22 protein-coding genes and 2 pseudogenes are annotated in these 25628 nt (G+C 61.1%); 16 read left to right on the plus strand and 8 right to left on the minus strand.

The genetic code is table 11. The features are described 5' to 3' along the window. Positions 1 to 126: 126 nt before the first annotated feature. Both POF45_RS01540 and POF45_RS01545 read left to right on the plus strand, forming a co-directional pair. The gene (locus POF45_RS01540) at positions 127 to 1785 is read left to right on the plus strand and encodes a VRR-NUC domain-containing protein (RefSeq protein ID WP_349016862.1); all 1659 of its coding nucleotides are present in this window, start codon (positions 127 to 129) and stop codon (positions 1783 to 1785) included. Beyond that, positions 1782 to 4037 (plus strand): annotated as a pseudogene (locus POF45_RS01545) (ATP-dependent DNA helicase); the annotation flags it as partial. The gene POF45_RS01540 and the pseudogene POF45_RS01545, both read left to right, overlap by 4 nt. Before the next feature lie 175 nt (positions 4038 to 4212). Here the strand turns inward: POF45_RS01545 and POF45_RS01550 are convergent. Beyond that, positions 4213 to 4965, minus strand: a complete 753-nt coding sequence (locus tag POF45_RS01550) for a DJ-1/PfpI family protein (protein WP_259503185.1) — start codon at positions 4963 to 4965, stop codon at positions 4213 to 4215. A 135-nt stretch (positions 4966 to 5100) separates the two neighbouring features. Here POF45_RS01550 and POF45_RS01555 point away from each other — a divergent pair, with 135 nt between their 5' ends. Continuing rightward, on the plus strand, positions 5101 to 7023 hold the full coding sequence (locus POF45_RS01555; protein ID WP_259494177.1) for a hybrid sensor histidine kinase/response regulator: 1923 nt from the start codon (positions 5101 to 5103) through the stop codon (positions 7021 to 7023). Between the two features lie 75 nt (positions 7024 to 7098). After that, positions 7099 to 7635 (plus strand): hypothetical protein, encoded by a 537-nt coding sequence (locus POF45_RS01560; RefSeq protein ID WP_259494175.1) that lies wholly within the window; start codon positions 7099 to 7101, stop codon positions 7633 to 7635. A gap of 171 nt (positions 7636 to 7806) precedes the next feature. Here POF45_RS01560 and POF45_RS01565 read toward each other — a convergent pair whose 3' ends face one another. From POF45_RS01565 to POF45_RS01580, 4 genes and pseudogenes are all read right to left on the minus strand, one after another. After that, positions 7807 to 8103 (minus strand): hypothetical protein, encoded by a 297-nt coding sequence (locus POF45_RS01565; RefSeq protein ID WP_259494173.1) that lies wholly within the window; start codon positions 8101 to 8103, stop codon positions 7807 to 7809. Positions 8104 to 8277: 174 nt separating this feature from the next. Next, on the minus strand, positions 8278 to 9621 hold the full coding sequence (locus tag POF45_RS01570; RefSeq protein ID WP_282314854.1) for a cation:proton antiporter: 1344 nt from the start codon (positions 9619 to 9621) through the stop codon (positions 8278 to 8280). Positions 9622 to 9655: 34 nt separating this feature from the next. Further along, positions 9656 to 10267, minus strand: a complete 612-nt coding sequence (locus POF45_RS01575; protein WP_282314855.1) for a Yip1 family protein — start codon at positions 10265 to 10267, stop codon at positions 9656 to 9658. An 80-nt stretch (positions 10268 to 10347) separates the two neighbouring features. Beyond that, positions 10348 to 10644, minus strand: a pseudogene (locus tag POF45_RS01580) (SDR family oxidoreductase); the annotation flags it as partial. A gap of 177 nt (positions 10645 to 10821) precedes the next feature. On the opposite strand from POF45_RS01580, the gene POF45_RS01585 reads away from it, so the two are divergent. Beyond that, positions 10822 to 11178: a glyoxalase superfamily protein gene (locus tag POF45_RS01585; RefSeq protein WP_259494167.1), complete on the plus strand. Its 357-nt coding sequence runs from the start codon at positions 10822 to 10824 to the stop codon at positions 11176 to 11178. Positions 11179 to 11215: 37 nt separating this feature from the next. Here the strand turns inward: POF45_RS01585 and POF45_RS01590 are convergent, their stop codons facing one another. The 3 genes from POF45_RS01590 to POF45_RS01600 form a co-directional block, all read right to left on the minus strand. Beyond that, on the minus strand, positions 11216 to 11833 hold the full coding sequence (locus POF45_RS01590; RefSeq protein WP_259494166.1) for a class I SAM-dependent methyltransferase: 618 nt from the start codon (positions 11831 to 11833) through the stop codon (positions 11216 to 11218). A gap of 63 nt (positions 11834 to 11896) precedes the next feature. After that, complete coding sequence (locus POF45_RS01595) at positions 11897 to 12796, minus strand: DMT family transporter (protein ID WP_259494165.1); 900 nt, start codon at positions 12794 to 12796, stop codon at positions 11897 to 11899. A 238-nt stretch (positions 12797 to 13034) separates the two neighbouring features. After that, positions 13035 to 14183 (minus strand): MalY/PatB family protein, encoded by a 1149-nt coding sequence (locus POF45_RS01600; protein ID WP_282314856.1) that lies wholly within the window; start codon positions 14181 to 14183, stop codon positions 13035 to 13037. Between the two features lie 147 nt (positions 14184 to 14330). On the opposite strand from POF45_RS01600, the gene POF45_RS01605 reads away from it, so the two are divergent. The 11 genes from POF45_RS01605 to POF45_RS01655 are packed head-to-tail and all read left to right on the plus strand — an operon-like array spanning position 14331 to position 25628. Further along, positions 14331 to 14987: a cytochrome c3 family protein gene (locus tag POF45_RS01605; protein WP_282314857.1), complete on the plus strand. Its 657-nt coding sequence runs from the start codon at positions 14331 to 14333 to the stop codon at positions 14985 to 14987. Further along, the gene (locus POF45_RS01610; RefSeq protein ID WP_282314858.1) at positions 14984 to 17890 is read left to right on the plus strand and encodes a TAT-variant-translocated molybdopterin oxidoreductase; all 2907 of its coding nucleotides are present in this window, start codon (positions 14984 to 14986) and stop codon (positions 17888 to 17890) included. Before POF45_RS01605 ends, POF45_RS01610 begins: the two co-directional genes overlap by 4 nt. Then, entirely contained in the window at positions 17880 to 19244 is a 1365-nt protein-coding gene (gene nrfD / locus POF45_RS01615) for an NrfD/PsrC family molybdoenzyme membrane anchor subunit (protein ID WP_259494157.1), read from the plus strand. The genes POF45_RS01610 and nrfD overlap by 11 nt, the downstream gene beginning before the upstream one ends. Continuing rightward, positions 19237 to 19761, plus strand: coding sequence for a DUF3341 domain-containing protein (locus tag POF45_RS01620; RefSeq protein ID WP_282314859.1), 525 nt, complete (start codon positions 19237 to 19239; stop codon positions 19759 to 19761). The genes nrfD and POF45_RS01620 overlap by 8 nt, the downstream gene beginning before the upstream one ends. Next, entirely contained in the window at positions 19758 to 20291 is a 534-nt protein-coding gene (locus POF45_RS01625; protein ID WP_282314860.1) for a c-type cytochrome, read from the plus strand. The genes POF45_RS01620 and POF45_RS01625 overlap by 4 nt, the downstream gene beginning before the upstream one ends. Then, positions 20288 to 21298: a hypothetical protein gene (locus POF45_RS01630; RefSeq protein WP_282314861.1), complete on the plus strand. Its 1011-nt coding sequence runs from the start codon at positions 20288 to 20290 to the stop codon at positions 21296 to 21298. Before POF45_RS01625 ends, POF45_RS01630 begins: the two co-directional genes overlap by 4 nt. Then, positions 21288 to 21665, plus strand: a complete 378-nt coding sequence (locus tag POF45_RS01635; RefSeq protein ID WP_282314862.1) for a hypothetical protein — start codon at positions 21288 to 21290, stop codon at positions 21663 to 21665. The genes POF45_RS01630 and POF45_RS01635 overlap by 11 nt, the downstream gene beginning before the upstream one ends. Then, positions 21655 to 22455, plus strand: a complete 801-nt coding sequence (locus POF45_RS01640; RefSeq protein WP_282314863.1) for an SCO family protein — start codon at positions 21655 to 21657, stop codon at positions 22453 to 22455. The genes POF45_RS01635 and POF45_RS01640 overlap by 11 nt, the downstream gene beginning before the upstream one ends. Further along, positions 22452 to 23396: a cytochrome c oxidase subunit II gene (gene coxB / locus POF45_RS01645; RefSeq protein WP_282314864.1), complete on the plus strand. Its 945-nt coding sequence runs from the start codon at positions 22452 to 22454 to the stop codon at positions 23394 to 23396. Before POF45_RS01640 ends, coxB begins: the two co-directional genes overlap by 4 nt. Then, positions 23393 to 24991 carry a cytochrome c oxidase subunit I gene (locus POF45_RS01650; protein WP_259494148.1) on the plus strand — a complete coding sequence of 533 codons (1599 nt, stop codon included), beginning with the start codon at positions 23393 to 23395 and terminating at the stop codon, positions 24989 to 24991. The genes coxB and POF45_RS01650 overlap by 4 nt, the downstream gene beginning before the upstream one ends. Then, entirely contained in the window at positions 24978 to 25628 is a 651-nt protein-coding gene (locus POF45_RS01655; protein ID WP_282314865.1) for a cytochrome c oxidase subunit 3, read from the plus strand. The genes POF45_RS01650 and POF45_RS01655 overlap by 14 nt, the downstream gene beginning before the upstream one ends.

The raw sequence follows: 25628 nt of genomic DNA on the forward strand, positions 1-25628 counted from the left end.
GGATCGGCAGAAAGTTCGATGAGCCATGGAAAATACACCGCCCATCCTTTTCCATTTGCACGAGATGGGGCGTAGCTGTTATCTGTACGCATAACCAGTATTCGCTCGCCATGGCCCCGTTTCCCCGTGATTGAAAACCCGCTCGACGACCCGTTCTACTACTTGAACAATTTTATGCAAGTGCTTGATTGGCTTGAGCATCGTTACGCCGATGTATTGAGCGATCAAGAGCAGCATTTCATTGAGCAATTCAAATGTCTGCCCCAGGAGTCCCGGGCGCTGCTGGTGCGAATGGTGATGCGCAAGGGCGTGCATTTTCGGGCCGGCAAGCTCAGTTACGTCGAGATCGGCGACATTGACAGCGCCGCTGCGCCGTTGCTGGAGCTGGGCTGGATCGACGAACAGACGCTGCTGTCTGTGGAGGAGTTGTTCGACGTCTTGCTCAAGGGCGAAATTCTCCAGTGCCTGGGCCCGGCCATTGATCAGCCCAAAGGCAAGAAAACCGATTGGTTGCCAACCCTGGTCGAGCAGTTTCCCGACCCCCGCTGTTTCAGCCACTGGTGCCCGACGCTGGATGAGCGCCTGTTCAGCCTGACCATCATGGGCCTGTGCGACCGGTTGCGCCTGATGTTCTTCGGCAATCTTTATCAGGACTGGTCGGAGTTCGTGCTGGCGGACCTGGGGATCTTCACCTATGAAAAAGTCGAGTTCTGCGCGCAATCCCGTGGCTTGCGTAGTCGCGAAGACGTGGACGCATGCCTGTTTTTCCACGATTGCCAGTTGCGACTGGAGGCCGGTGAAGCACTGGAGGTGGTAATCGGCGACATCAGCCGTCTGACCCCGAGCAATCCCTGGCTGCAACGCCGTCGGGCCAAACTGTTGTTCCAGATCGGGCAATATTGCGAACGACTCGCCGACTTTGCCAACGCCCAGAGCATCTACCGCGAATGCGCCTACCCCGGCGCGAGGTTGCGCCTGATTCGGGTGCTGGAACGCAGTGGCGATTATCAGCAGGCGCTGGACTTTGCGCTCGCGCAACCCGCACAAAGCGCCGCCGAACAGCAAGGACTGCTGCGCATCATGCCCAGGCTTCGGCGCAAGCTGGGCGGGCCACCCTTGAAGCGTGCGGCGCCCCGGCCGGTGCAGCGTCTGGACCTGCAACTGCCACGCACCGACCCAGCCCTGTCGGTGGAATTTCATGTGCAGGCGCATCTGGCAGAAGAGGCAGCGCCAGTGCACTACGTCGAGAACGGCCTGATCAATTCGCTGTTTGGCCTGCTGTGCTGGCCGGCGATTTTCGCGCCGCTGCCGGGGGCGTTTTTCCACCCGTTCCAGCGCGGGCCGGTGGACCTGCTCAACGAGGACTTCCATGAACGTCGCGCCGAGCTGTTCCAGGCCTGCCTCAGTGAGCTGGATGACGGGCGTTATGTGCAGACCATCCGCGAGCGTTATGCCGCCAAGTGGGGCGTGCAGTCGCCCTTCGTGTTCTGGAGCGTATTGACCGAAGCGCTGCTCGATCAGGCCCTGGCCTGCCTGCCGGCGGAGCACCTCAAGCACTGGTTCAACCGCTTGCTGCTGGACATCAAGGCCAATCGCGCCGGCATGCCGGACCTGATCCAGTTCTGGCCGCAGGAGCGCACCTACCGCATGATCGAAGTCAAGGGCCCCGGCGATCGCTTGCAGGACAACCAGGTGCGCTGGCTGGATTTCTGCCACGAACACCAGATGCCGATTGCCGTCTGTTATGTGCAGTGGGCGGAACACGAAGCGGAGCAGATCGCTTGAGCTACAGCATTGCGGTACGGGCGCTGTGCGAGTTCACCGCCAAGGTCGGCGACCTCGACCTGCGCTTCACCCCGTCGCCAACCGCTTTGGAAGGCATCGTCGGCCACCGCACGGTGGCGTCACGGCGCAGCGACAACTATCAGAGCGAAGTGGTGCTGCAAGGCACGTTTCAGACCTTGACGGTCAAGGGCAGGGCAGACGGCTACGACCCGGCGCAAAACTGCCTTGAGGAAGTCAAGACCTACCGTGGCGACCTGAGCAAGCAACCCGACAACCACCGCCAGTTGCACTGGGCCCAGGCAAAGATCTACGGCTGGTTGATGTGTTGCAAGCTGGAGCTGGCACAGATCAATCTGGCGCTGGTGTATTTCGACATCGTCAGTGAAAAGGAAACCTGCCTGCTGGAAAGTTTCAGCGCCGAGGCACTGCAGGCATTCTTCGAGCACCACTGCGGGCTGTTCCTGTATTGGGCCGAGCGCGAAATGGCCCATCGCGAGGCGCGCAATCACGGCGCGCAGCAGTTGGCGTTTCCCCATGCCGGGTTTCGGCCGGGGCAACGGCATCTGGCCGAATCAGTGTTCAAGGCCGTCAGCACCGGGCGTTGCCTGATGGCCCAGGCGCCCACCGGAATCGGCAAGACCCTCGGCACCCTGTTCCCGATGCTCAAGGCCCTGGCGCCACAGCAACTGGACAAGGTGTTCTTCCTCACCGCAAAAACCCCAGGACGCAAACTGGCGCTGGACGCCGCGCAGGTGATCCTGCAACGCGACAATGCGCCACCCCTGCGGATTCTGGAGATGATCGCCAGGGACAAGGCCTGCGAACACCCGGACAAGGCCTGCCACGGCGAATCCTGCCCGCTGGCCCGGGGCTTCTACGATCGCCTGCCCGCCGCCCGACTGGCCGCCAGCGAACTGAGCCTGTTGAACCAGAGCGCCTTGCGCGACGTGGCGCTGGCCCACGACGTCTGCCCCTATTACCTGAGCCAGGAAATGGCGCGCTGGGCAGACGTTGTGGTCGCCGACTACAACTACTATTTCGATTTCAGTGCCTTGTTGTTCGGTCTGGCCCAGGCCAATAACTGGCGGGTCGCGGTGCTGGTCGACGAAGCCCACAACCTGGTGGAGCGCGGCCGGCAGATGTACAGCGCCACGCTGGATCAGGGCACGCTGAACGTGGTGCGCAAAACCGCCCCGGACGCGCTGAAAAAACCGCTGCAGCGGGTCAATCGGGAATGGAATGCCCTGCACGACCCGCAACCCGGCGCCTATCAGGCCTACGACAAGGCCCCGGAAAAACTGCTGCAGGCCGTGTCCTCGTGCAGCGCGAGCATCGGTGATTACCTGAACGATCACCCTCAGGGCCTGGACAGCGCCTTGCAGAATTTCTACTTCGACATGTTGCAGTTCAGTCGGGTGGCGGAACTGTTCGATGAGCAGTTCCTGTTCGACATCAGCAAGCGCGACCTGGAGCGCAAGCGCAACCTGTCGCAGCTGTGCCTGCGCAATGTGGTGCCCGCCGGTTTCATCCGGCCGCGCCTGACGGCGGCGCGCAGCACCGTGCTGTTTTCCGCGACCCTCAGCCCCCGAAACTATTACGCCGACCTGCTGGGCACGCCGCCGCAGACCGTATGCATAGACGTTGAATCACCGTTTCATGCCGATCAGTTACAGGTGCACATCGTCAGCCAGATATCGACGCGCTTCGTTCACCGCCAGGCATCCCTTGAGCCGATCGTCGAACTGATCGCCCGGCAATTCACGCGCAAGCCCGGCAACTACCTGGCGTTTTTCAGCAGCTTCGATTATTTGCAGCAAGTGGCGCAGCTGCTCACCGAAAAGTACCCGCACATCACCTTGTGGCAGCAGTCCAGAGGCATGGGCGAAGGGCCGCGACAGGCCTTTCTCGACCAGTTCACCGCCAGCAGCCAGGGCGTTGGTTTCGCGGTGCTGGGCGGCGCGTTCGGCGAAGGCATCGACTTGCCGGGCGCGCGACTGATCGGCGCATTCATCGCCACGCTGGGGCTGGCGCAACTGAACCCGGTCAACGAGCAAATGAAACACCGCATGGCGGCGATTTTCGGTGCGGGTTACGACTACACCTATTTGTATCCCGGCATACAGAAAGTCGTGCAAGCGGCCGGTCGGGTGATCCGCACCCAGCAGGACCAAGGCGTGGTCATGCTGATCGACGATCGTTTTGGCGAGAGCAAGGTCAGGCAGTTGCTGCCGGCTTGGTGGTCGGTGGATCAGACCCCGTCAGTTCTGGACACCCCCTGTGGCAGCGGGCTTGCTCGCGAAAGCGGCGTGTCATTCACAGACATACCCACTGACATGGCCTCTTCGCGAGCGAGCCCGCTCCCATTTTTGGTTCCCGGTGGAACGCAAACTCAGTGACCAGCCCAGTCAGGTCGTTCACACCGTTTTATCAAGCCCCAGTGCCTATCATCCGAACCCACTCCGCCGCAAAACGATGGCAATCACCCGGCCATCTGGCCGTCAGCAGATTACCGTCACGCACCACAAAACCCAGTTGTGGCGACTCGGCGCTATCGCGCTTGGCCATGAATGGGCCGCGCACAAAGTCTGCTTTGTGGGACAGCGCGGCGGTGACTTCCGACTCGACGGTTCGCGCATAAGTGCGGTAATAACGGCCCAGCCACGTGGCGGTCATGAGCCAGGCCGGCAATTCCATGGCCGCCGCCACCAGCGCAGTGACCTTGCGCCCGAACAGCACCGAATGCCCGGTATCAGGGTCGAGGGTGCGGGCCAGCAGCAGCACGCCATGGCAGACTGCCGCCACCGGTTTGTCGGCCTTGAAAAACTGCAGGGCGATGTGCTGGGCGTGCCCGGACTCCAGCAGGTTGCGCATGCCTTTGGCATGGCCGCCGGGAATCAACAGACCGGCGAATTGGGCCGGGTCGACATCGGCATAAGCCAGCGGCTGGCGAAACGCCTCGTCCTCGATCATTTGCGCGTAGCTGGCCAGGTCGGCCTTGCGCGTCATCAGCAGCGGATTCAACAGGCCGAAACCGATGCTCACCAGGCGTGGGTCGGCATAGGCGGGCAAGCCTTCGGGTGTGGCAAAGCGCACTTCAATACCGGCTGTGCGCAGGGCCTGCCAAGGCACGCTGCTTTCGGTGGGATCGTAATCGGCGGACGGCAACAGAATCAGAATCATCGCGGGCATCTTCCCTGGCCGGGAGTGGCCGTAATCTGGAGAATAGGTGGTCTGCGAACTTCGCTCCACTATTGTGTCTTTCCAAACCCGTGGTTTGTCGCATACTCGAACAAACAACAATGAGCGGTGGGATCAATGAGCGGTGATCAGAACAAGACTGGTGCCATTGAAGACATGCGTTTTCGCCTGTTGATCGACGCAGTGGTCGACTATGCGATCTACATGATTGATCCCGATGGCATCATCACCAGCTGGAACTCGGGCGCCAAGCGATTCAAGGGCTATGAGGAAGCGGAAATTCTCGGTGAGCATTTCTCGCGGTTCTACACCGAGGAAGATCGCCAGGCCGGCCGCCCCCGCCTGGCCCTGGACACGGCGCTTCGCGAAGGGCGTTTCGAAGGTGAAGGCTGGCGGATTCGCAAGGACGGCACACGGTTCTGGTGCCATGTGGTGATTGACCCGATCTTCGACCCTGCGGGTACGTTGCTGGGGTTTGCCAAGATCACCCGCGACTTGACCGACCGCAAGATGGCCGAAGAAACCCTCAAGCAAAGCGAGCAGCAATTTCGCCTGCTGGTGCAAAGCGTCACCGACTACGCGCTGTATATGCTGGCGCCGGACGGGCGCGTGACCAACTGGAACCAGGGCGCCCAGCGCATCAAGGGCTACCGGCCAGAAGAAATCATCGGCCAACATTTTTCGCTGTTCTACACCGCTGAGGACCGCGAAGCCGGCGAGCCGCAACGGGCCTTGAGCATCGCGGCGACAGAAGGGCGTTTTGAAAACAAGGCATGGCGCGTGCGCAAGGACGGGACGCGTTTCCTGGCCCACGTGGTGGTCGACCCGATCTGGGGGGACACTGGCACATTGCTCGGTTACGCCAAAATTACCCGCGACATCACCGAAATGACTGAAGCCCAACAGGCGCTTGAGCAAACCCGCGAAGCGCTGTTCCAGGCGCAGAAAATGCAGGCCATCGGCCAACTCAGCGGCGGCATCGCCCATGACTTCAACAACCTGCTGACGGTGATTCTCGGCAACCTGGAAATCATGCGTAAACGCCTGGCGGACGAGCCAAAAATCATTCGTCTGGTGGACAACGCCACCCAGGGCGCCTTGCGTGGCGTCTCCCTGACCCAACGCATGCTGGCCTTTGCCCGCCGTCAGGAGCTCAAGACCGAGCCGGTGGCAATACCGGCGCTGGTGCAAGGTATAACCGGCCTGCTGCGCAGCTCCCTCGGACCGTCGGTGAAGCTCGAAACTCACTTCGCCCCGGAACTGGCGCCGGTGCTGGCCGACGTCAATCAGCTCGAACTGGCGATGTTGAACCTGGCCACCAACGCCCGTGATGCGATGCCCCATGGCGGCAAGATCGTGATCGGCGCCACCCCCGAAGTGGTGCTCCATCAGGAGCGGGCGTCGTTGCCCGTCGGTCGTTACGTGTGCCTGAGCGTCACCGATACCGGCGAAGGCATGGACCCGCTGACGCTGGCGTCGGCCATGGACCCGTTCTTCACCACCAAGGGGGTCGGCAAAGGCACGGGCCTTGGCTTGTCGATGGTCCATGGTTTTATCGAGCAACTGGGTGGCCGGTTCATTCTCAAGAGCGAGAAGGGCCATGGCACCACCGCCGAGCTCTGGTTGCCGGAGGTCACGGCCGGTGCCGTCGCCAAACCTTCGATTCATGCGCCAGCCACCTTGCCGGTGCCCGGTTTGAGCGTACTGGTGGTGGATGATGACAGCCTGGTATTGACCAGCACCTGCCTGCTGCTTGAAGACCTGGGACATCAGGTGATCGGCGTGGCATCGGGCACGCAGGCGCTGGCGGTGTTTGACAGCGGGCGAGCGGTGGATCTGGTCATCACCGACATGGCCATGCCGCACATGAATGGCGCTCAGCTGGCGCAATCAATACGGCTCCTCAAACCAGACCTGCCCATCGTCCTGGCCACTGGCTACGCCGAACGTCTTGAGGGGATTGTCAGTGATCTGCCGCGTCTGTCCAAACCCTTCACCCAGCTCAATCTGGTGGAAGTGATCGCGGTTGCCATGAAGTGAGCGGTGCTATATCGGGCTGAACTTGTCTGTCGTCGATGACTTCTAAACACTTTCCAGACCATCGCGTGCAGACCCGTGCCCAGAATACTGACCGAGCCAACCGCTGACGAAACCCTGACCGAACACAACGCCAAGATGTTCGGCTCACCCAAGGAACGCCTGGACTTCTATCGCCGTGAGATCCAGTACGAAACCAGCATCCTCGCCAACCGCACCGACGCCTATCTGGCGGCGCAATCGTTTCTGGTGATTGCCTTTGCCTCGTGCATGTCCAATCTCAATCCGGAGTGGGGCAAGCTGTTCACCATCGTCGTGCCGCCGTTCCTGGCACTGTTGGGGCTGCTCAGTTCACTCAATGCCTGGCCCGGCATCCGCGCCGCCTACGACATCATCGATCACTGGCATTTCAAGCAGAGCCAGTTGTTGCACAGCGAGCCGTTGATGGGCCTGGCCTACGACGATTCTCCCCTGTTTTGCGAAACCGAATCGAGCCACAAGGGCTATCGCAAATCGTTGCTGTTCTCGGTGCGCACGCCTTGGATCTTCGCCACGTTCTGGGTGTTGCTGGGCGGCTATTCTTTTTACATCCAGGTGAGTAATCCGGGCGGCTGATCCTGTCGCTTTGCACTGACGCAAAGCATCGAGGCCGGCGCGTTGCCGGTGACATAAATGCAAAGAATGTGGGAGCGAACCTGCTCGCGAAGACGACTGCACATTCAACATCATTGTTGACGGGTAGAGCGCTTTCGCGAGCAGGCTCGCTCCCACAGGGTGTTCAGGGAATCAGGCCCCGGCGCGCAGACGTTCGCGCAGTGCCTGCGAGTTGTTCGCCGACATCGGCATCGGTGCGAAGTCCTCGTTGAGCAAGCGCAAATGCTCGATTGCTTCCTCGAATTTCACATCGGCTTTACGGCGCATCGCCTGATAGTGATCAAACACTTGCGCATCCAGCTGTTTGCCTTCGAGCATCTCGTAGGCAGCGAGGTTCAGGGCCTGGGCTTCTTCGAACAGATGGTTGTTCCGTTCAAGGGCAAATGCCCGGCAGGCATTGGCTTGTTCAGAGGGGGAGCAGTATTTCATGACCTGTACCTTATTTTCCGGAGGTCCCAATGTGTGGGCTCATGGCCGTGGGAGAAACCCGACCTGACGGGACTGCAAGGGGGGTTATGGTTGTGACTGCCAGACCGCTGAGGGATTTCAAAAATTCGCAGGTGAAAAATCGATAGGTTGGTCACTCTCTATCGGCGAAAAAAATCAAATAAACCGTTTCTTGTACCGCTCGTACGCAGTCAGCGTTGGTTGGGTGCTGAGACCGTGGAGCAGGATGCTCAGGGCGACGATGGACAGCGTCAGGTCGGCGCACAAGTTCGCCACTGAATGCCCCAGCCCGTGGTTCAAGGCATAGAACAGGTAATAAAGACTGCCGATTCCGCGAATGCCGAACCAGCCGATCAATAGCCGTTGCCGCCAGTCGAGCAATCGCCCCCACGGCATTGCCACCACGCTCAGAGGCCGGATCAGGCAAAACAGCGCCAGGCCGATGGGCAAGGCGCGCCAGTCCCAGTGCGCCACCAGCACCACGCCCAGCAACGTCACCAGAAAAACCTCCATGGCGCGCTCCACCAGACCACCAAAGGCAAGCATGTCACCCATCATGATGCCCGCCGCCACCTGGGTGTCTTCCAGCTTGTCGATGTCGCCATGCAAGGCCAGTTTCGGCTCGACGTTCTGATGACCCACCACCGGTTGCACCAGATGCTCGGCGGGCAGTTGCTCGGTGCCGGTGGATTTGACTTCCACTTGACGCAACCCCAAGCCTGCGGCGAACACCGAGAGAAAGCCGAAACCGTGGATCGATTCCGCGGCGACATACGCCAGCGCGATCAATGCCAGGGCCAGGTAATCGTTGGGGGAAACGGTGCTGTCGTCATTCCTGATGCGCAAGGTCAGGGTCAGCCGGCCAATGCCCCGGCCCATCCAGTAACCGGTGAGCAACCCGGCCGGCACCGCCCACAACAGACTTTGCAGCGCCCAGTCGCCAAGCCAGCCTGAGTCGCCGTCATGCTGCAGCAGCAACAGGCCGAGGATGACGAAAGGAAAGGCAATGCCATCGTTGAGCCCGGCTTCCCCGGACAGGCCGAAGCGCACGGCGTCGTCGTCTCGGGCGTCGTTGACTTGTACCAGTGCCGCCAGCACCGGATCGGTAGGGGCCAGGATCGAGCCGATCAGCATCGACACGCCCCACGACAACTGAAAAACGTAATGCAGCAGCAGGCAGACAGCGGCGATGGTCAACACCATGACCGGCACGGCCAGGCCAAAGGCGATGCGCCAGTTTTTATCCTTGAGTGGCAGGCGCAATTTCAGGCCACTGACGAACAGAGAGAACAGCACCGCGACTTCAGTCAGGTGCTCCATCCATCGGGATGCGTTGTCGATGTCAAGTTTCAACAACCCGAGCCCTGCCGGCCCGATACCGACGCCCAGTATCAGACACACCGCCGAGGTGGTCACCGGCATCCATCGCAGGTAGGAGGACGTCAGAGCCAGGGTCAGCAACACGGCGCCCAGCACCGCCGTCCATAGAATGAAGCTCATGCGCGGTACTCGCCGGGTGCTTGCATGCGGCGACTCAACCAACCGTCGCGCGCAGGTATTCAGGCGTCAGCACGTTGAACCACAGCAGGATCATCGACACCAGGATAGTCACCAGCACCAACAGGCCGACGCCCCAGACACTGGCGGCATACAGCAAGCCTTGTTCCTTGCGTTCATGCATGAAGGTCGGCAGGCCGACAAACAGCAGGAAAGTCGAGTACACCGAGGCTGCGCCCAACGCGATGATCGCCAGCCAGCGGCTTGGATACAGCCCGGCGATACCGGCGATGAAAAACGGCGTGACGGTGTAGGCGGCAAAGCCGATGCATTGATTGACCGTAGGACGGGCATCGAAGGTGCGCGACATCCAGCGAATGAACAGCCCTATCACGGCCACGCCAACAAGGGTGGCGATATACAGCAGCACACAGAGTTGCAGGGCGCTGGCGCTGCTGAGCTTGACCGTTTCATTGGCGGCCAGGCTCCAGCCGACATACGTGGTGCCAATGAACAGGCAAACCGATGGAATCAACGCCAGCAGCAGCAAATGCGCCAGGTAGTGGCGGGGGTGCGCTTCCTCTTCCCGGCGAATGTCGGTCCAGGCGAAATTGGGTTGGGTGAACAGCTTGACGATGGGCGCGGACATGACGACCTCCAGATATCCGAAGGCCTCCCACTGGGGGGCCTATATAACGATTGAGTTCTGGAATCGCTGGCGGGTTCAATTTAAAGAATCGGCTTGCCGGCCGTCACCCCATAGCGCTGGCCGGTGATGTAACTGGCTTCATCCGAGGCCAGCAACACATAGATCGGTGCCACCTCCACCGGCTGACCCGGACGGCCCAGTGGGGTCTCTGCGCCGAAGTTGCAGATTTCTTCCTCGGTCATCGTCGAGACAATCAACGGCGTCCAGATCGGCCCCGGCGCCACGCTGTTCACGCGGATGTTCTTCGGCCCGAGCATCTGCGCCAGCCCGCCGGTGAAGTTGGCGATGGCGCCCTTGGTGGTGGCGTAGGCGAGCAGGGGATTTGCAGTGGGCATAAATCAGTGAGCCGCCAGCAGTATTGCGGGCTGATTTATATTTTAAATATCACTGCCTTGTTGTTTGTCTGATGGTTGGATCTGGCAAGTAAGACCCTTGACCCCATCAAGACCGAACTGTATTTTTAGCGCACTTCCAACCGACCCGGTAACGCAAGCATGGAGCTGGCAAAAGCAATTCCAATCTTCAAGATTTCTTCTGAAAAACTGGCGCGTGAATATTATGTGGATTGCCTGGGTTTTTCGATTGATTGGGAACATCGGCAGAATAATTACCCGGCCTACCTGCAAGTCAGCAGCGGCGAGTTGGTCCTTCATCTAACGGAACATGAGGGAGATGCGGAGCCTGGAACCACTATCATGGTTTCGGTCAACGGGATAGATGACTTGTATGTCGAACTGAAGTCCAGACTGCCGACCAACAAGATATCCAGGTCGATTTCAAACAAGAACCAGGTGCTGCAAATAGATGATCCGTTTGGCAATCACATAAGGTTTGTTGGAAATACTCACTAAAAAGCCGCTGCAGTGAACACTGCAGCGGCTTTTTTATTTACTTCAGTACTTTGCGCGCCACGAACACCGCTCTGCGGTTGTGCACCGACGCCAGCGAGTAGGTCACGTGAAAGGCGGTCAACAGTCGGCTGGTGGCTTCAATGTGAGATTGCACCCAGGCATAGTCTTCAATGCATTCAAAAATCAACAAGCCATCATCGCTGCACAACTCCCAGGCCTTCTGAAACAGGTCGGCAAACGACTTGCTGTCTTTATCGGAATAACCAAAACCGATGCCCGCCCACACCACGCAGGGGTATTGCGCCAACTTCACCGCCTCACTGCGGATATCACCAACACTGAAGCGAGTTCGCTCATAGTCGCCATATCTGGCGACGGCATCCTTGATCGCATGCGCGGAGATATCGATGCCGTGGTAGCCTCTGTTGCGATTGATCGCGCCTCTGAGTCCACCGACGTAACATCCGATATCGAGCACACTGTCGCAGTCGTACTGCTCGATCAGGCCGGAGATAACCGAGTACCGCGCAGCCAGGGTGTTATCAGACAAATAATCGTAGGCGCCTTTGGTGTGGGCCTCATCCTGGCGCTCTGGATCAGCGGTCAATGCCTCGCGTTCGTCGTCCGAAAGCTGCACTTTTTCTGTCACGCTCACTACCCTCTCCTTGGTTGAATTGCACAATGCCAGGGGCCGGACTCAGGAAACAGCAGCCCTGAATCAGGCCGCTTCCTGGGCCAGATTCCGTTTTTCTTTACGTTGTTTTTCCGGTGACAGCTGAGACAGAATCGTGCCGATCAATATCAACGCACAACCGATGATCTCCTTGGAGCCGAGGGACTCACCCAGAATCAGCCATCCGGCAAAAGCGGCAAATACCGACTCGATGCTCAGGATGATTGCACTGTGAGCGGCTTTGATATGCCGTTGTGCAAGTATCTGCAGCGTAAACCCGATAGCAACCGACAAGACACTTCCATAAAGCAGCGGTATGCCCGCCTGATAAATCATGTTCAGTGATATCGGCTCGGCCACAATGGCGATGGCCAGCGACAATACTGCGCAAGTTCCGGACTGGACAATGGCCAGCCTGATGGAGGGAAGTCGGTGCCCGAACGTTGATAATGCGATGAGTTGGAAGGCCCAGAAAAATGCACTGGCCAATGTCAACAAATCGCCGGGATTGATCTCGAAGTTGCCATGGACACTCAGCAAGTACAAACCCGCCGTGGCCATCGATACACCCATCCAGACACCGCTGGAGTAACGATGTCCTAAAAAGCTGCAAACGATGGGGACAAGTGCGACGTACAACCCGGTAATGAATCCGGTATTGGCCACCGACGCATATTTAAGTGCTATCTGTTGAAGGTTGATGCCACCAAACAATATCAAACCGATGACGATGCCGGCCGACCAGTCCTTCCATGAAAGTGTCCGGTCGATTTTTTCGAATCGCAGCAGTGGAATGATCAGTAAAGTGCCCAGCGCGAAGCGCAATCCGGTAAACCAGAATGGCCCAATGGAACTCATGCCTATCTTTTGCGGAACAAATGCGCAACCCCAGATAATGGCGGCCGCGAGCAATAGCATATTTGACGTGACAACTTTTCTATCCATAGAAACCAATGCCGTCCAGCTGAGAGGTCGCTGATTATAGACAGGCTGTTTTGGCGGTCAATCTAAATATTTCCGAATATTTCTCAGGTAGAGCGTTATTGATTTAACAAATACGCTTTAAAAATAAAGGGTTGGATCCAATCAGTGTTTATATAACTTTTTAGCATATCCTTGTAACGGCTTTTCAACGCGCCGATTAAAAGATCGCAGCCTTCGACAGGCTGCGATCTTTTTGCATTCAACGTTTGCGCAAACTGTTTTCCATCCGCTTCAGGCCTTCCTCAAGCAACGCTCGCGGGCAGCCGAAGTTCAGCCGCACGAACTGCTGGTTCCGATCACCAAAATCCAGCCCCGCACTCAGTCCGACCCTGGCCTGTTCCAGGAAGAACTGCTGCGGATCGTCCAGCCCCAGCGCTGTGCAATCGAGCCACGCCAGGTAAGTGCCTTGGGGGATGTTCATGGTCACGCCCGGCAAACGGTTGCGCACGGCGTCCACCAGATAATCGCGGTTGCCTTGCAGATAAGGCAGTAACTCGGCCAGCCACGGGCCACCCTCGCTATAGGCGACACGGGTGGCTTCCAGCCCCAACGGATTTACGCTGTCGACCAGCCCGCAACGGGCGTGATTGACCCGCGCCAGCAGCGCCGGCTCCTGAATGATCATGAATGCGGTTTTAAGCCCGGCAATGTTGTACGCCTTGCTGGCGGACATCAGGGTGATGGTGCGCCGGGCAATTTCCGGGCTCAGCGACGCCGTCGGAATGTGCACGCGGCCGTCGTAACACAGCTCGGCGTGGATCTCGTCAGAGATGATCCAGGCGTCTTGCTTCAGGCAGATATCCGCCACCGCCTGCAACTCCTCCCGAGCAAACACCTTGCCCAGCGGGTTGTGCGGGTTGCTCAGCAGCAGCGCGCCGCCACCGTCCAGTGATTCGCGCAACACGTCCAGCGGCGTGGCATAGGTGCCGTCTGCTTGAGAAACAAACTCCAGTTCGACCTTGTTCAGCCCCCAGTGCCCCGGCGCCTGGCGCAGTGGCGGATAGTTGGGCACCTGCACCACCACGTTCTGGTCGGCCGTGACCAAAGCATTCAAGGCCATGTTGAAGCCCGACTCGATCCCTGGCAGGAACACCAGCTCCTGCGGTTGTACACGCCAGGCGTATTTGCTCCACAGATCGGCAACGATGGCTGTGCGTAATGCCTCCTGAGCTACGCTGTAGCCAAGCATGGGGTGTTCCAGACGCTTTTGCAGGGCCTGGATGATCACCGGGGGCGCGGCGAAATCCATGTCGGCGACCCACATCGGCAGCACATCGGCCGGGTAGCGGCTCCACTTGGTGCTGCCGGTAGCAACGCGGTCGAACACCTGATCGAAATCGAAAGTCATGCTCTGTCTCATAGAAGGCGGCGGTTAATCATGTCGGCCATGATAATCGCCCACGTTCGCCTGAAGGCGAAGCAACGCAAAAATAATCAGAACTCCCGAGCGTGCCGACGGCTCTATGCTTGAGAACCTGATAACGGGAATTCGGCGATGGCACAGATCTTCCGCCGCTCGGCCGACACCTGGCTGCGCCTGGGGCTGCTGATGCTGTTGGTCGCTGTCTTGGGAGGCTTGCTGGTGGCGTTGACTCTGGACAGCACCGATTACCGTACCGGCCGCGATTGGGTGATCGATCAGCCATTGCCGTTCAGCCACGCCCACCACGCCGGGCAACTGCAAATCGATTGCCGTTATTGCCATGCTTCGGTGGAGTCCTCTGCCATGGCCAGTTTACCCCCGACCGAAACCTGCATGACCTGCCATTCGCAGATATGGAAACAGTCCGACGTATTGGAGCCGTTGCGCAAAAGCCTGCGCGACCTGCAGCCGCTGCACTGGAACCGCGTGGTCGACCTGCCGGACTATGTCTATTTTCACCATGGCGTACACGTCAATGCCGGGGTCGGTTGCAGTGAATGCCATGGCCAGGTTGATCGCATGCAGCTGCTGTTCAAGGCCGAGCCGCTGAACATGGGCCAGTGCCTGGCCTGCCACCGTGACCCGGCGCCGCACCTGCGGCCGCTGGATCAGGTGACCAACCAGCACTGGCACACCGATGAAGACCGCCGGGTGCTGGGCGAGCGGCTGATGAAGGCGCGGCACATCGATACGGCCGGGCTTACCGACTGCGGGACGTGCCACCGATGAGCCGCCAGCCACTGGATTTCGCCGGCCTGCGGGCGCAGCTCGAAGGGCTTGAGGGCGCGGCGTACTGGCGCGGTCTGGAAGCGCTGGCCGCCACCCCCGAAGCCCGAGCACTGCTGGAGGCGGAGTTTCCCGAAGCGGCAACGTCAATGGATCGGCGCCGCTTCTTGCAGTTGATGGCGGCATCGCTGGCCATGGCCGGGCTCGCGGCCTGTGGCAAGACGCCGGATCAAGCGGTGCCGACGGTGCGGCAGGCCGAGCAACTGACGCCGGGCATCGCCAGTTGGTACGCCACCGCCATCCCGTTCTGCGGCATTGCTCAGCCGGTGCTCGGTAAAACCCGGGCCGGGCGACCGATCAAACTCGAAGGCAACCCCGAACACCCGGTGTCCGCGGGTGCCTGTGATGTGTTTACCCAGGCGGCGATTCTGCAACTGTATGACCCGGATCGCTCGCAGGCCCCGCGTTTCAAAGGCCGCGAGAGCGCTTGGGCCGACGCCGATGTGGCGCTCAAGACGCAATCGCTGAAGATCGACGCGGCCAAGGGCCGGGGCCTGCACATCGTTTGCGGCGCCAGCAGTTCGCCGACCCTCAAGCGTCAACTCGCCGAGTTGCACCAGCGCTGGCCCGACGCACGGCTGTATCACGGTGAAGCCTTTGCCCAGACGCAAGCGCTGCAGGTCAGCCAGCAGATCTTCGGTCAGCCGCTGGATCAGCGGCGTTATCTGCAACACGCCGAGGTGCTGGTCTGTCTGGAAGACGATCCGCTCGGCGCCGGCCCGCGCCAGACCCTGTTGCAGCGCGGCTGGGCCGAACGTCGGCGGCAGGCGGCGCAAGGGCAGGGCGCGGCACTGATGTTTGTTGCCGAAAGCATTCCGACGTTATCGGGGGCGGCGGCCAGTGAGCGCTTGGCGATTGCGCCCTCAAGCCTTGGCGATCTGACATTGGCGTTGTGTCAGGCCTTGGGTGAAAACGTCAGCGACACACCCCGCTTAAATGCTCGGCAAATGCGCTGGGTGGCCCGCGCTGCTGCCGCGCTGAAAAACTACGCCGGGCGCGGGCTGATCTGCGTCGGTACGCAGGTGTCACCGGATATTCAGGCGACGGTGCTGCGACTTAATCAGCAGCTGGGCCATCACGGTAAAACCCTCGATTGGCTGCCGCCCTTATTGCTGGGACATGACCCGGACACCCCCTGGCTGCCGCTGAACTCACTCAGTAGCGCCCTCGCCGATAACCAGGTCGAGCAATTGCTGATGCTCGACTGCAACCCGTTGTTCACGGCACCGGCAGAGCTGCCGCTGACGGATCAGTTGCAGAGCGTGCCATTCGTCTTGCATGCCGGGCTTTATTACGATGAAAGCGCGGCGCAAAGCCATTGGCACTTGCCGCTCAATCATGCGCTGGACGGCTGGAGCGACGCATTGGCGGCTGACGGCAGCGCCTGCATCGTTCAGCCGCTGATCGAACCGATGTACGCGACCCGGACCTTGCACCAGCTGCTGGCCGGGCTGATGAATGCCCCGGCAACCGATGCGCTGGCACTGGTGCGCGACACCTGGAAAACGCTGCCCGAACCACAGTGGCGTCAGGCCCTGGCCAACGGCTGGATAAGCCCGCCAGCGAATGCGCTATCGGTGTCTGAAGCGGCAGTCATTGCGCTGAATCTGGACCCACCGGAAGGCCTCGACGTCATCGTGCGTCCCGATCCGTGTGTCTGGGACGGCCGCTTCGCCAACCTCGGCTGGTTGCAGGAATTGCCCAAACCCATCAGCACCCTGACCTGGACCAACGTCATCGGCCTGTCGCCACGACTGGCGGAACGCCTGGGCGTGGGCAATGGCGAAGGGATTGAAGTGGCGCTGCCGGGGCAGTTGATACGCGGTCCGGTGTGGATCGAACCGGGCCAGGCCGAGCAGGTGGTCGCCCTGTACGCCGGCTACGGTCGCAGCCATGCCGGGCGGGTGGGCAACGGCCTGGGGCATGCCGTGCGTCCGACCCTGCGTTACGTGACCGGCGCCAGCCTGCGCCGCTTCAATCAGCACTTTGTGCTGGCGGCAACCCAGACTCATCATCAATTGCCCGACGACGAGGAGCCGCCGATCCGAGTGGTCAATCGCGACTCCCCGGCATTGCCCGCGCAGTCGATACCCGTGTCGCTCTACAGTCCCGCTGCCGACAGCGGGCCGCAATGGGGCATGGTCATTGATCTGGACCTGTGCACCGGCTGCAATGCCTGCGTCACGGCATGCCAGGCGGAAAACAACATCGCGGTGGTCGGCGCCGAGCAAGTTGCCAAGGGCCGCGCCATGCACTGGCTGCGCATTGATCATTATTATCAGGGGCCACTGGAGGCGCCGCGCTCACGCTTCCAGCCGTTGCCGTGCATGCATTGCGAACAGGCGCCGTGCGAAAGTGGCTGCCCGGTCAACGCCACGGTGCACAGCCGCGATGGCCTGAACCAGATGGTCTACAACCGTTGCATCGGCACCCGCACCTGCGCCTCTTATTGCCCGTACAAGGTCCGGCGTTTCAACTGGCTGGACTGGAGCGCCAACGCTGCGCCGTCGATTCAGGCCCAGCGCAATCCCGAAGTCACGGTGCGCTCACGGGGGGTGATGGAAAAATGCACCTACTGCATTCAACGCATCAGCGCGGCGCGAATCGACGACAAACAGCAAGGTGCCGACTTCGATACCAGTGCCGTGGTCACGGCTTGTCAGCAGACCTGCGCCAGTCAGGCAATCCACTTCGGTGACATCGCCAACCCCGCCAGCGCCGTCAGCCAGGCCCGTGGCGGCAAACGTCACTATCGACTGCTCGAAGCGTTGGGCACACGGCCACGCACCACGTACCTGGCGCGAATTGAAGAACAATCGACTGGGGAGGGCGCCGATGAAGCCTGAACCGCTGCTGCACGATACCGCGCATTTCCTGCCGGCAGACCTGAGCGATCAGCAAGTGTCGCGCCAGGTCTTCGGCCCGTTGCAGCACATGCCCCGGCCCAACGCGTGGCGCGCTTTGTTCGGTCTGGGCATCGCCTTGCTGTTGCTGTACGTGGCGTCCGCCGCTGTGTTGCTGGCCAATGGCGTGGGCATGTGGGGCAACAATCAGCCGGTGCATTGGGGCTTTGGCATTCTCAACTACATCTGGTGGCTGGGCATCGGCCACGCCGGCACGTTCATCTCGGCCTTGCTGCTGCTGATCGAACGGCCCTGGCGCCACACCCTCAACCGCCTCGCGGAACTGATGACGCTGATGGCGGTGATCTGCGCGGCGCTGTACCCGATCCTGCACCTGGGGCGGCCATGGCTGTTCTACTGGACCATGCCGTACCCCAATGAAATGGGGCTGTGGCCGCAGTTCAAGAGCCCGACGGCATGGGACATGTTCGCGATCCTGTCGTACCTGAGCGTGTCGCTGCTGTTTCTGTATGTCGGCGCCATTCCCGATTTTGCGACGGCGCGCGACCGTGCCAAGGGCTCAATTGCGCCTTATGTGTATGGCGTCATGGCGCTGGGTTGGCGCGGTTCGCAACGGCACTGGGCGTTGTGGCGCCGGGCCACGCGGGTGTTGGCGATGCTGGCGATTCCCCTGGTGTTCGCGGTGTCCAGCGGCTATTCGTTCCTGCTGACGATGGGCCCGCAGAGCGGTTGGCACTCCACGGTGTTCCCGCCGTATTTCGTCGCCGGTGCGGTGTTCTCCGGGTTCGCACTGGTGTCGCTGCTGGCCATCGGTTTGCGCTGGTTGCTGCGCATCGAAATGCTGATCACCCCGCGCCATCTGGACATGCTCGGGCGGCTGTTGCTGGCCACCGGCTGGATGACCGCTTACGGCTACCTGACCGACCTGTTCCTGCCGTTCTACACGGGCGATGCGCATGACATCGAAGTGCTGATGACGCGCCTGAGCGGCCCGCACGCCTGGAGTTTCTGGCTGGCGATCATATGCAATGTCGGCGTGCTGCAAGCCTTGTGGTGGCGCACGGTGCGTCAGCGTCCGGGGCGCCTTGCGGCTGTCGCTGTCGCCGTGTTGATCGGCATGTGGGCCGAGCGTTTCATGCTGCTGATCCCGCCGCAGACCCGCGATTTCCTGGTGTCGGCCTGGGGGGCTTACAGCCCCAGCTTCTGGGACTGGTCGCTGTTCATCGGCAGCTTCGGCGTGTTCCTGGTGCCGTACAGCCTGTTCATTCGCTTCTTGCCGATGGTCTCGGCATTCGAGGTGAAACAGGCGCTGCACAAGGAGCGCGGCGATGAGTGAAGCGCTGGGGTTGCTCGCCGAATTCAATGCCGCCGAGCCCTTGGAGCAGGCCACCCGGCAAGCGTGTGCCCTGGGTTACCGACAGCTGGATGCGTTTGCGCCATTCCCACTGGAATCCCTGGAAGCGCTGCTGGCGCCCAAGGCTTCGTGGGTGCCGTGGATGGCCAGTGTCGGTGCCGTCTCGGGGATCGCCCTGGCCTTGCTGATGCAGATCGGCACGGTGTTGGCTTACCCGCTGAATATCGGCGGGCGGCCAATGGTTGCCTTGCCCGCGTTCATGGTGGTGACGTTTCTGTTCGCCGTGGTGTTTGCTGCTGGCGCCGCCGTGTTGGCGCTGTTGATCGGCAGCCGCTTGCCGCGTTTGCATCATCCGCTGTTTGCGGTCGAAGGCTTTGAGCGCGGCGGCGATGATCGTTTTCTGCTGTTCATCGCCGCCTCGGACCCGCTGTTCGACCCCGTCACCACGCGTGACTGGTTGCAGCAACGGGCGCTGGCCGTGCGCGAGGTGGCAGCGTGAGCCTGCGGCCCTGGTTGTTGATGCTGGTGCTGTTGTGCAGCGCCTGCGATGACATGGCGCATCAGGCCAAGGTCAAGGAACAACGCCCCGGCACCTTGTTCGTCAACAGCTCCAGCAGTTTGCAGCCTCCCGTCGGCAGCGTTGCGCGTGGCCAGTTGCAGATTGAAGCGACAGTACAACAGCGTCCCGAGCTGACCGAAGCCTTGCTGGCCCGGGGCGAAACCGAATACCGCATCTACTGCACGCCGTGCCACGGCTTGAGCGGGCTGGGCGATGGGCTGGTGGTCGGTCGCGGCTTTCCCCAGCCGCCGGCCTTCACCGAACCGCGTTTGCTCGACGCCACCGACGAACACCTGATGCAGGTGATCGCCCAGGGACAGAGCTTGATGTACGGCTACGCCTCGCGCATCAAACCGGCTGATCGCTGGGCCATCGTCGCCCATCTGCGGCTGTTGCAACTGAGCCAGCACGCTGAACTGTCGAACCTGCCGCCGCCCCTGCGTCAGGCGTTCGAGGCGGCGCAGCCATGAGGCGCCTGACCGTAGCCTTTGTCATTAGCGCGCTGGTGCTGCTGGTGCTCGCGGTCTGGCAACCGGGCTGGGTGGCTGCCGGGACGTTGGCGGCGGCGCTGAATGCCAGCAGCGTGATTCTCGGTTGCCTGCTGCTGGGGTTGATCACGCCGCTGATTCGCGGGCGCTGGCAATTACTGTTGGCCCCCGGCACACGCCTGGGCCTGAGCGGTATCTGGCTGATCGTGCCGATGCTGCTGCCGGTGCTGCTGGGCATGGCATGGCTGTACCCGTGGTTTCACGTTCACGACGTGGGGTTTCGCGGCGTGTGGTTATCGCCGGGCTTCTTCATGCTGCGCACGCTGTTGTACGGCGTGGTCTTCATCGTGCTGCAACGCTGGGTCGTCGAGCAGCGGCGCAAACGCTGCGGGCCGGGCCTGATCATCTTTGTGCTGGTCAGCAGCCTGAGCGCCGTGGATTGGCTGATGTCGCTGCAACAGGGCTTTGCCTCCAGCCTGTTCGGCCTGCTGTTGATTGCCCGGCAATTGCTTGCGGGCCTGGCCTTCTGTGGGTTGTGCGTGCTGTGCTGGAACCCGTTGCCGCTGCCGGTGCAACAACGCACGGTGCTGCGCGGCTTGCTGGTCAGCGCGCTGGCGTTCTGGGTGTATGTGCAGTTCATGCAGTACCTGATCGTCTGGTCGGTGAACCTGGCGCATGAAACCCAGTGGTATCGCGTGCGTGAACAGGGCGGTTGGGGCGTTCTGACCGGGCTGCTGGTGGTCGCTCAGTTGCTGTGTCTGCTGGTATTGGCTTCGCCCGTGGGGCATCGCGAACGCATGCTGATCCGGGGTTGCTGTGTGATTTTGCTGCTGGGCGCTGTCGAGTCGATCTGGATGAGCTTGCCGTCGGTACTCACCTCGATGGAGGTCGGTCCGCTGTTGATCGCGCTGTTATGCCAGGTTGTTTACGGACTCGGCCTGTGGGCCTGGTGGCAGCGACTTTGGCAACGGAGGCGCCATGAAACCTGACGGCTATCAACCCGACGATCTCGACCGCAGCAAGGTCTGGCCGTTGCTGGCCATGTTGCTGGCGGCCATCGTCCTGTGCCTGAGCGGCGTGGCGTGGCTGCTGATCAGCCACCAGCAACAGTTCGCCGCGCAGCAACCGCCGTTGAGCGCCAGGGAAAGCGAACGCCTGCTGCCACCAGCGCCACGCTTGCAAGCCGATCCGTGGAGCGACGGCGAGCAGCACATGGCCGCCGACCGGCAACACCTGGACAGCTTCGGCTGGGTTGATCGCGAGCGCGGCATCGTGCATTTGCCGCTGGATCAGGCGCGTCCGCTCTTGCTGCAACGCGGCTGGCCAACGCCTGCGCAGGTGCCCCATGAGCCTTGAACGTCTGCTCCTCATCCTGCTGTTGATCTGGCTGCCCTGTGCCGGCGCGACGGCGTTCGACCCGTTTGCCGCCGCCGGCATCGACGTTGCTCACGTCGGCGCCAAACTGCCGCTGGACACCCGCTTCACCGACCAGCACGGGCAAACGGTGCGTCTTGGCGATCTGCTGCACGGCCAGCCCACGGTCGTGGTGCCGCTGTATTACCGCTGCCCGAATGTCTGCGGCGCCGCGCTGTCGACCCTGTTCAATCAACTGGCGAATCAGCCGTACCGCCTGGGCCGCGACTTTCAGGTGATCGCTTTCAGCTTCGACCTCCGTGAAGACGCCGGTGCCGCCCGTGAGGAACTGACAAAGCTGGCCCGACACTGGCCGCAGTTGCAAAACGAACCCGCGCTGCACCTGCTGACCAGCGACGCCGCGTCCAGCCAGGCATTGGCCGCCGCGCTGGGTTTCGGTTATCGCTTCGACGAGCAACTGCAGCAGTACGCCCACAGTTCGGCGGTGGCGGTGATTACCGGCGATGGCCGACTGTCGCGCTGGCTCTATGGCCTGGGCTATCAGCCCGAAGACCTGCGTCTGGCCCTGACCGAGGCGGGGCAGGGCAAGCTGGGCGAACTCAAGGAACAACTGTTGCTGCTCTGCTATCACTACGATCCGCAAAGCGGCACCTATAGCAGCCGCATCATCGGGCTGTTGCAAGTGGCGGGGTCAGCGACCGTGTTGGTATTGGGCGGGTTTATCTTTCTGGCGTTGCGTCGGGACAAACGTCGGCGTGAGGTGCAGCCATGAAAGAGCATTTGCTGCGCCTGTGGCCTGAGCAGGCCTCGGACTACGCGGTGTCGGTCGACTGGCTGGTGATCGGCTTCACCGCGATGATGGTGTTGTTCGTGGTGCCGGTGTTCGTCGCCTTGTGGCTGTTCATCTGGCGCTATCGGCGCGGGCGCAAGGCGGATCGCGACCACCGTGCGCAAAGCAACCTGCCGATCGAGCTGACCTGGATCATTCTGCCGTTCATAGGCTCGCTGGTGGTGTTTCTGTTCTCGGCGCGGCTGTTTTTCATCGCCCGCACGCCACCGGCTGATGCCATGGAGATCCAGGTCACGGCGCGGCAATGGATGTGGAAGTTCCAGCATCCGGGTGGCCAGCGCGAGATCAATACTGTGCATGTCCCGGCACGGCGGGCGGTGAAGCTGACGATGATTTCCGAGGACGTGATCCACAGCCTGTTTTTCCCGGCCCTGCGGATCAAGCAGGACGTGCTGCCGGGGCGCTACAGCATGCTCTGGTTCCAGGCCGAACACAGCGGCACCTACGAGGCGTACTGCGCCCAGTATTGCGGCACCGACCACGCCGCCATGCTGGCGCGACTGGTGGTACTCGATCCCGCCGATTACGAACGCTGGCTGCAAGCCAACGGCACCCAGGCCGACCTGATCAGCCAGGGCGAAACCCTGTATCGCCAGTTCGGTTGCGGCAGCTGCCACGGCACGGCCTCGGCGCCGCCGCTGGAAGGGCTCTACAACCAGCAGGTGAAACTGGCCGACGGCAGCCAGGTGTTGGCCGACGACGATTACCTGCGCGAAAGCATCATGTTGCCGCAACAGAAACTGGTCGCCGGTTACGCGCCGATCATGCCGACCTACAGCAATCTGCTCGATGAAGAAGCCGTGCAACGACTGGTGGCTTATCTGCGTGCCTTACCTGCCGGCCCAGCCAAGGAAAACCCATGAGCGCACCCAGTTATCTGCACAAACAGGGCTTGATGTCGTGGTTCCTGACCCAGGACCACAAGCGCATCGCGGTGCTGTACATGATCACCGTGACCTTCTTTTTCTTTGTCGGCGGGCTGGCGGCGAGCCTGATCCGTATCGAGCTGGTGACGCCGAACGGTGACTTGCTGACCGCCGACGGCTACAACCGCGCCTTCACCCTGCACGGGGTGATCATGGTCTGGTTTTTCCTGATCCCGTCGATTCCCAGTGTGTTCGGCAATTTTCTGGTGCCGATCATGATCGGTGCCAAGGACATGGCCTTTCCAAGGTTGAACCTGTTCAGCTGGTATCTGCTGCTCGGCGGCGGGTTGTTCACCTTGCTCGCGCTGTTGCTCGGCGGGGTCGATACCGGCTGGACTTTCTACACGCCGCTGTCGACGATGTTCAGCAACGGCCATGTGGTGGCGGTGATCTGCGGGGTGTTTATCGCCGGGTTTTCGTCGATCTTCACCGGCATCAACATCATCGCCACCGTGCACACGCTGCGCGCGCCGGGCATGACCTGGATGCGCCTGCCGCTGTTCGTCTGGTCGATGTACGCAACCTCGATCATTCTGGTGCTGGCCACTCCGGTGCTGGCGGTCACGCTGATTCTGGTGGCCGCCGAGCACCTGTTCCAGATCGGCGTGTTCGACCCGCGCCTGGGCGGCGATCCGTTGTTGTTTCAGCACCTGTTCTGGTTTTACAGCCACCCGGCGGTGTACATCATGATCCTGCCGGCCATGGGCGTGATCAGCGAATTGATCACCGCGTCAGGGCACAAGCGTATCTTCGGCTACAGCTTTGTCGCTGCGTCCAGCGTGGCCATCGCGGTGATCGGCTTTCTGGTGTGGGGGCATCACATGTTTGTCGCCGGGCAGTCGATGTATGCCAGCCTGGCGTTTTCGCTGCTCAGTTTCATGGTCTCGATCCCGTCGGCGATCAAGGCCTATAACTGGAGCGCGACCCTGTATAAAAGCGACCTGACGGTGACGGCGCCGTTTCTGTTTGCCCTGACCTTTATCGGCCTGTTCATCATCGGCGGCGTCACCGGGTTGTTCCTCGCACTGCTGGCGGCGGACTTGCATGCCCACGACACGTATTTCGTGGTCGCGCATTTCCACTACATCATGGTCGGCGCGGCGGTGGCCGGTTACTTCGGTGCGCTGCATTTCTGGTGGCCGAAAATTACTGGCCGGCTGTACCCGCAGCTATGGGGCAAGATCACCGCGGTGATGATTTTCTGTGGTTTCAATCTGACGTTCTTTCCGCAATTCATCCTCGGCTACCTGGGCATGCCCCGGCGATATCACACCTACGACCCGGACTTTCAGTTCCTCAATGTGCTGTCCTCGGCCGGCGCCTCGATCCTCGCCGTGGCCTATGCGTTGCCATTCTTCTACCTGCTGGGTTCGCTGCGCTGGGGCGAGCGGGCGCCGATGAACCCGTGGGAAGCGGCAGGGCTGGAGTGGCGCATTCCGTCGCCGCCGCCGACGCACAACTTCGAGGCACCAGTGATCGTGGATTTCGAAGCCTATGACTATTCCCCCGAGGCGCGCCGTGATCCGCTCTGACGAACAGCCGGCCGAACAGTTCGCGGCCTGGGCGCAGCAGCGCGAGGCAGCGCGGCTGGGCATGTGGCTGTTTCTGGCCAGCGAAGTGATGATGTTCGGCAGCCTGATCATGGTGGCGTGGTTCTACCGGATCGAACATGCCGACGGTGTGGCCGAAGCGGTGGCAGGGCTGCATTACGGGTTGGCGACGGCCAACACCTTCATGCTGTTGAGCAGCAGCCTGTTGATGAGCCTGGCGTTGATTGCCTCTGAACAGATGTTTTCGCAGCCTCGGCAACTGCTTCGGGTGCGGCGATGTTTGCTTGGTTCGGCAGCACTGGGGCTGCTGTTCCTGACCTGCAAAGGCATCGAATACACGCTGGAATATCGCGAAGGCCTGCTGCCCGGTTTCAGCGCCGACTCGCCGTTGTACTTGCCGTCGGCGCGCCTGTTCATGAACCTGTATTTCATCGCCACCGCGCTGCATGGCGTGCACGTGCTGGTGGCCGTCGGGCTGGTGCTGTGGTTGTGGGCCCGACTCAAACACCTGGCGCCCCATCAGGCGCGTACCCGGATCGAGATGACCACGCTCTACTGGCACCTGGTGGACGCGATCTGGATTGTGCTGTTTGCGACGCTGTACCTGGTGGGGCGCTGA

It is taken from the genome of Pseudomonas fungipugnans, from assembly GCF_029955235.1.
GTDB classification, from domain to species: domain Bacteria; phylum Pseudomonadota; class Gammaproteobacteria; order Pseudomonadales; family Pseudomonadaceae; genus Aquipseudomonas; species Aquipseudomonas fungipugnans.

Coding starts and splice junctions, on each gene's coding strand:
- POF45_RS01575 (WP_282314855.1), bottom strand. CDS start 10,267: ATGTCCGCGCCCATCGTCAAGCTGTTCACCCAACCCAATTTCGCCTGG.
- POF45_RS01585 (WP_259494167.1), top strand. CDS start 10,822: ATGGAGCTGGCAAAAGCAATTCCAATCTTCAAGATTTCTTCTGAAAAA.
- POF45_RS01640 (WP_282314863.1), top strand. CDS start 21,655: ATGAGCCTTGAACGTCTGCTCCTCATCCTGCTGTTGATCTGGCTGCCC.
- coxB (WP_282314864.1), top strand. CDS start 22,452: ATGAAAGAGCATTTGCTGCGCCTGTGGCCTGAGCAGGCCTCGGACTAC.
- POF45_RS01605 (WP_282314857.1), top strand. CDS start 14,331: ATGGCACAGATCTTCCGCCGCTCGGCCGACACCTGGCTGCGCCTGGGG.
- POF45_RS01555 (WP_259494177.1), top strand. CDS start 5,101: ATGAGCGGTGATCAGAACAAGACTGGTGCCATTGAAGACATGCGTTTT.
- POF45_RS01550 (WP_259503185.1), bottom strand. CDS start 4,965: ATGATTCTGATTCTGTTGCCGTCCGCCGATTACGATCCCACCGAAAGC.
- POF45_RS01635 (WP_282314862.1), top strand. CDS start 21,288: ATGAAACCTGACGGCTATCAACCCGACGATCTCGACCGCAGCAAGGTC.
- POF45_RS01630 (WP_282314861.1), top strand. CDS start 20,288: ATGAGGCGCCTGACCGTAGCCTTTGTCATTAGCGCGCTGGTGCTGCTG.
- POF45_RS01565 (WP_259494173.1), bottom strand. CDS start 8,103: ATGAAATACTGCTCCCCCTCTGAACAAGCCAATGCCTGCCGGGCATTT.
- nrfD (WP_259494157.1), top strand. CDS start 17,880: ATGAAGCCTGAACCGCTGCTGCACGATACCGCGCATTTCCTGCCGGCA.
- POF45_RS01650 (WP_259494148.1), top strand. CDS start 23,393: ATGAGCGCACCCAGTTATCTGCACAAACAGGGCTTGATGTCGTGGTTC.
- POF45_RS01610 (WP_282314858.1), top strand. CDS start 14,984: ATGAGCCGCCAGCCACTGGATTTCGCCGGCCTGCGGGCGCAGCTCGAA.
- POF45_RS01595 (WP_259494165.1), bottom strand. CDS start 12,796: ATGGATAGAAAAGTTGTCACGTCAAATATGCTATTGCTCGCGGCCGCC.
- POF45_RS01570 (WP_282314854.1), bottom strand. CDS start 9,621: ATGAGCTTCATTCTATGGACGGCGGTGCTGGGCGCCGTGTTGCTGACC.
- POF45_RS01600 (WP_282314856.1), bottom strand. CDS start 14,183: ATGACTTTCGATTTCGATCAGGTGTTCGACCGCGTTGCTACCGGCAGC.
- POF45_RS01620 (WP_282314859.1), top strand. CDS start 19,237: ATGAGTGAAGCGCTGGGGTTGCTCGCCGAATTCAATGCCGCCGAGCCC.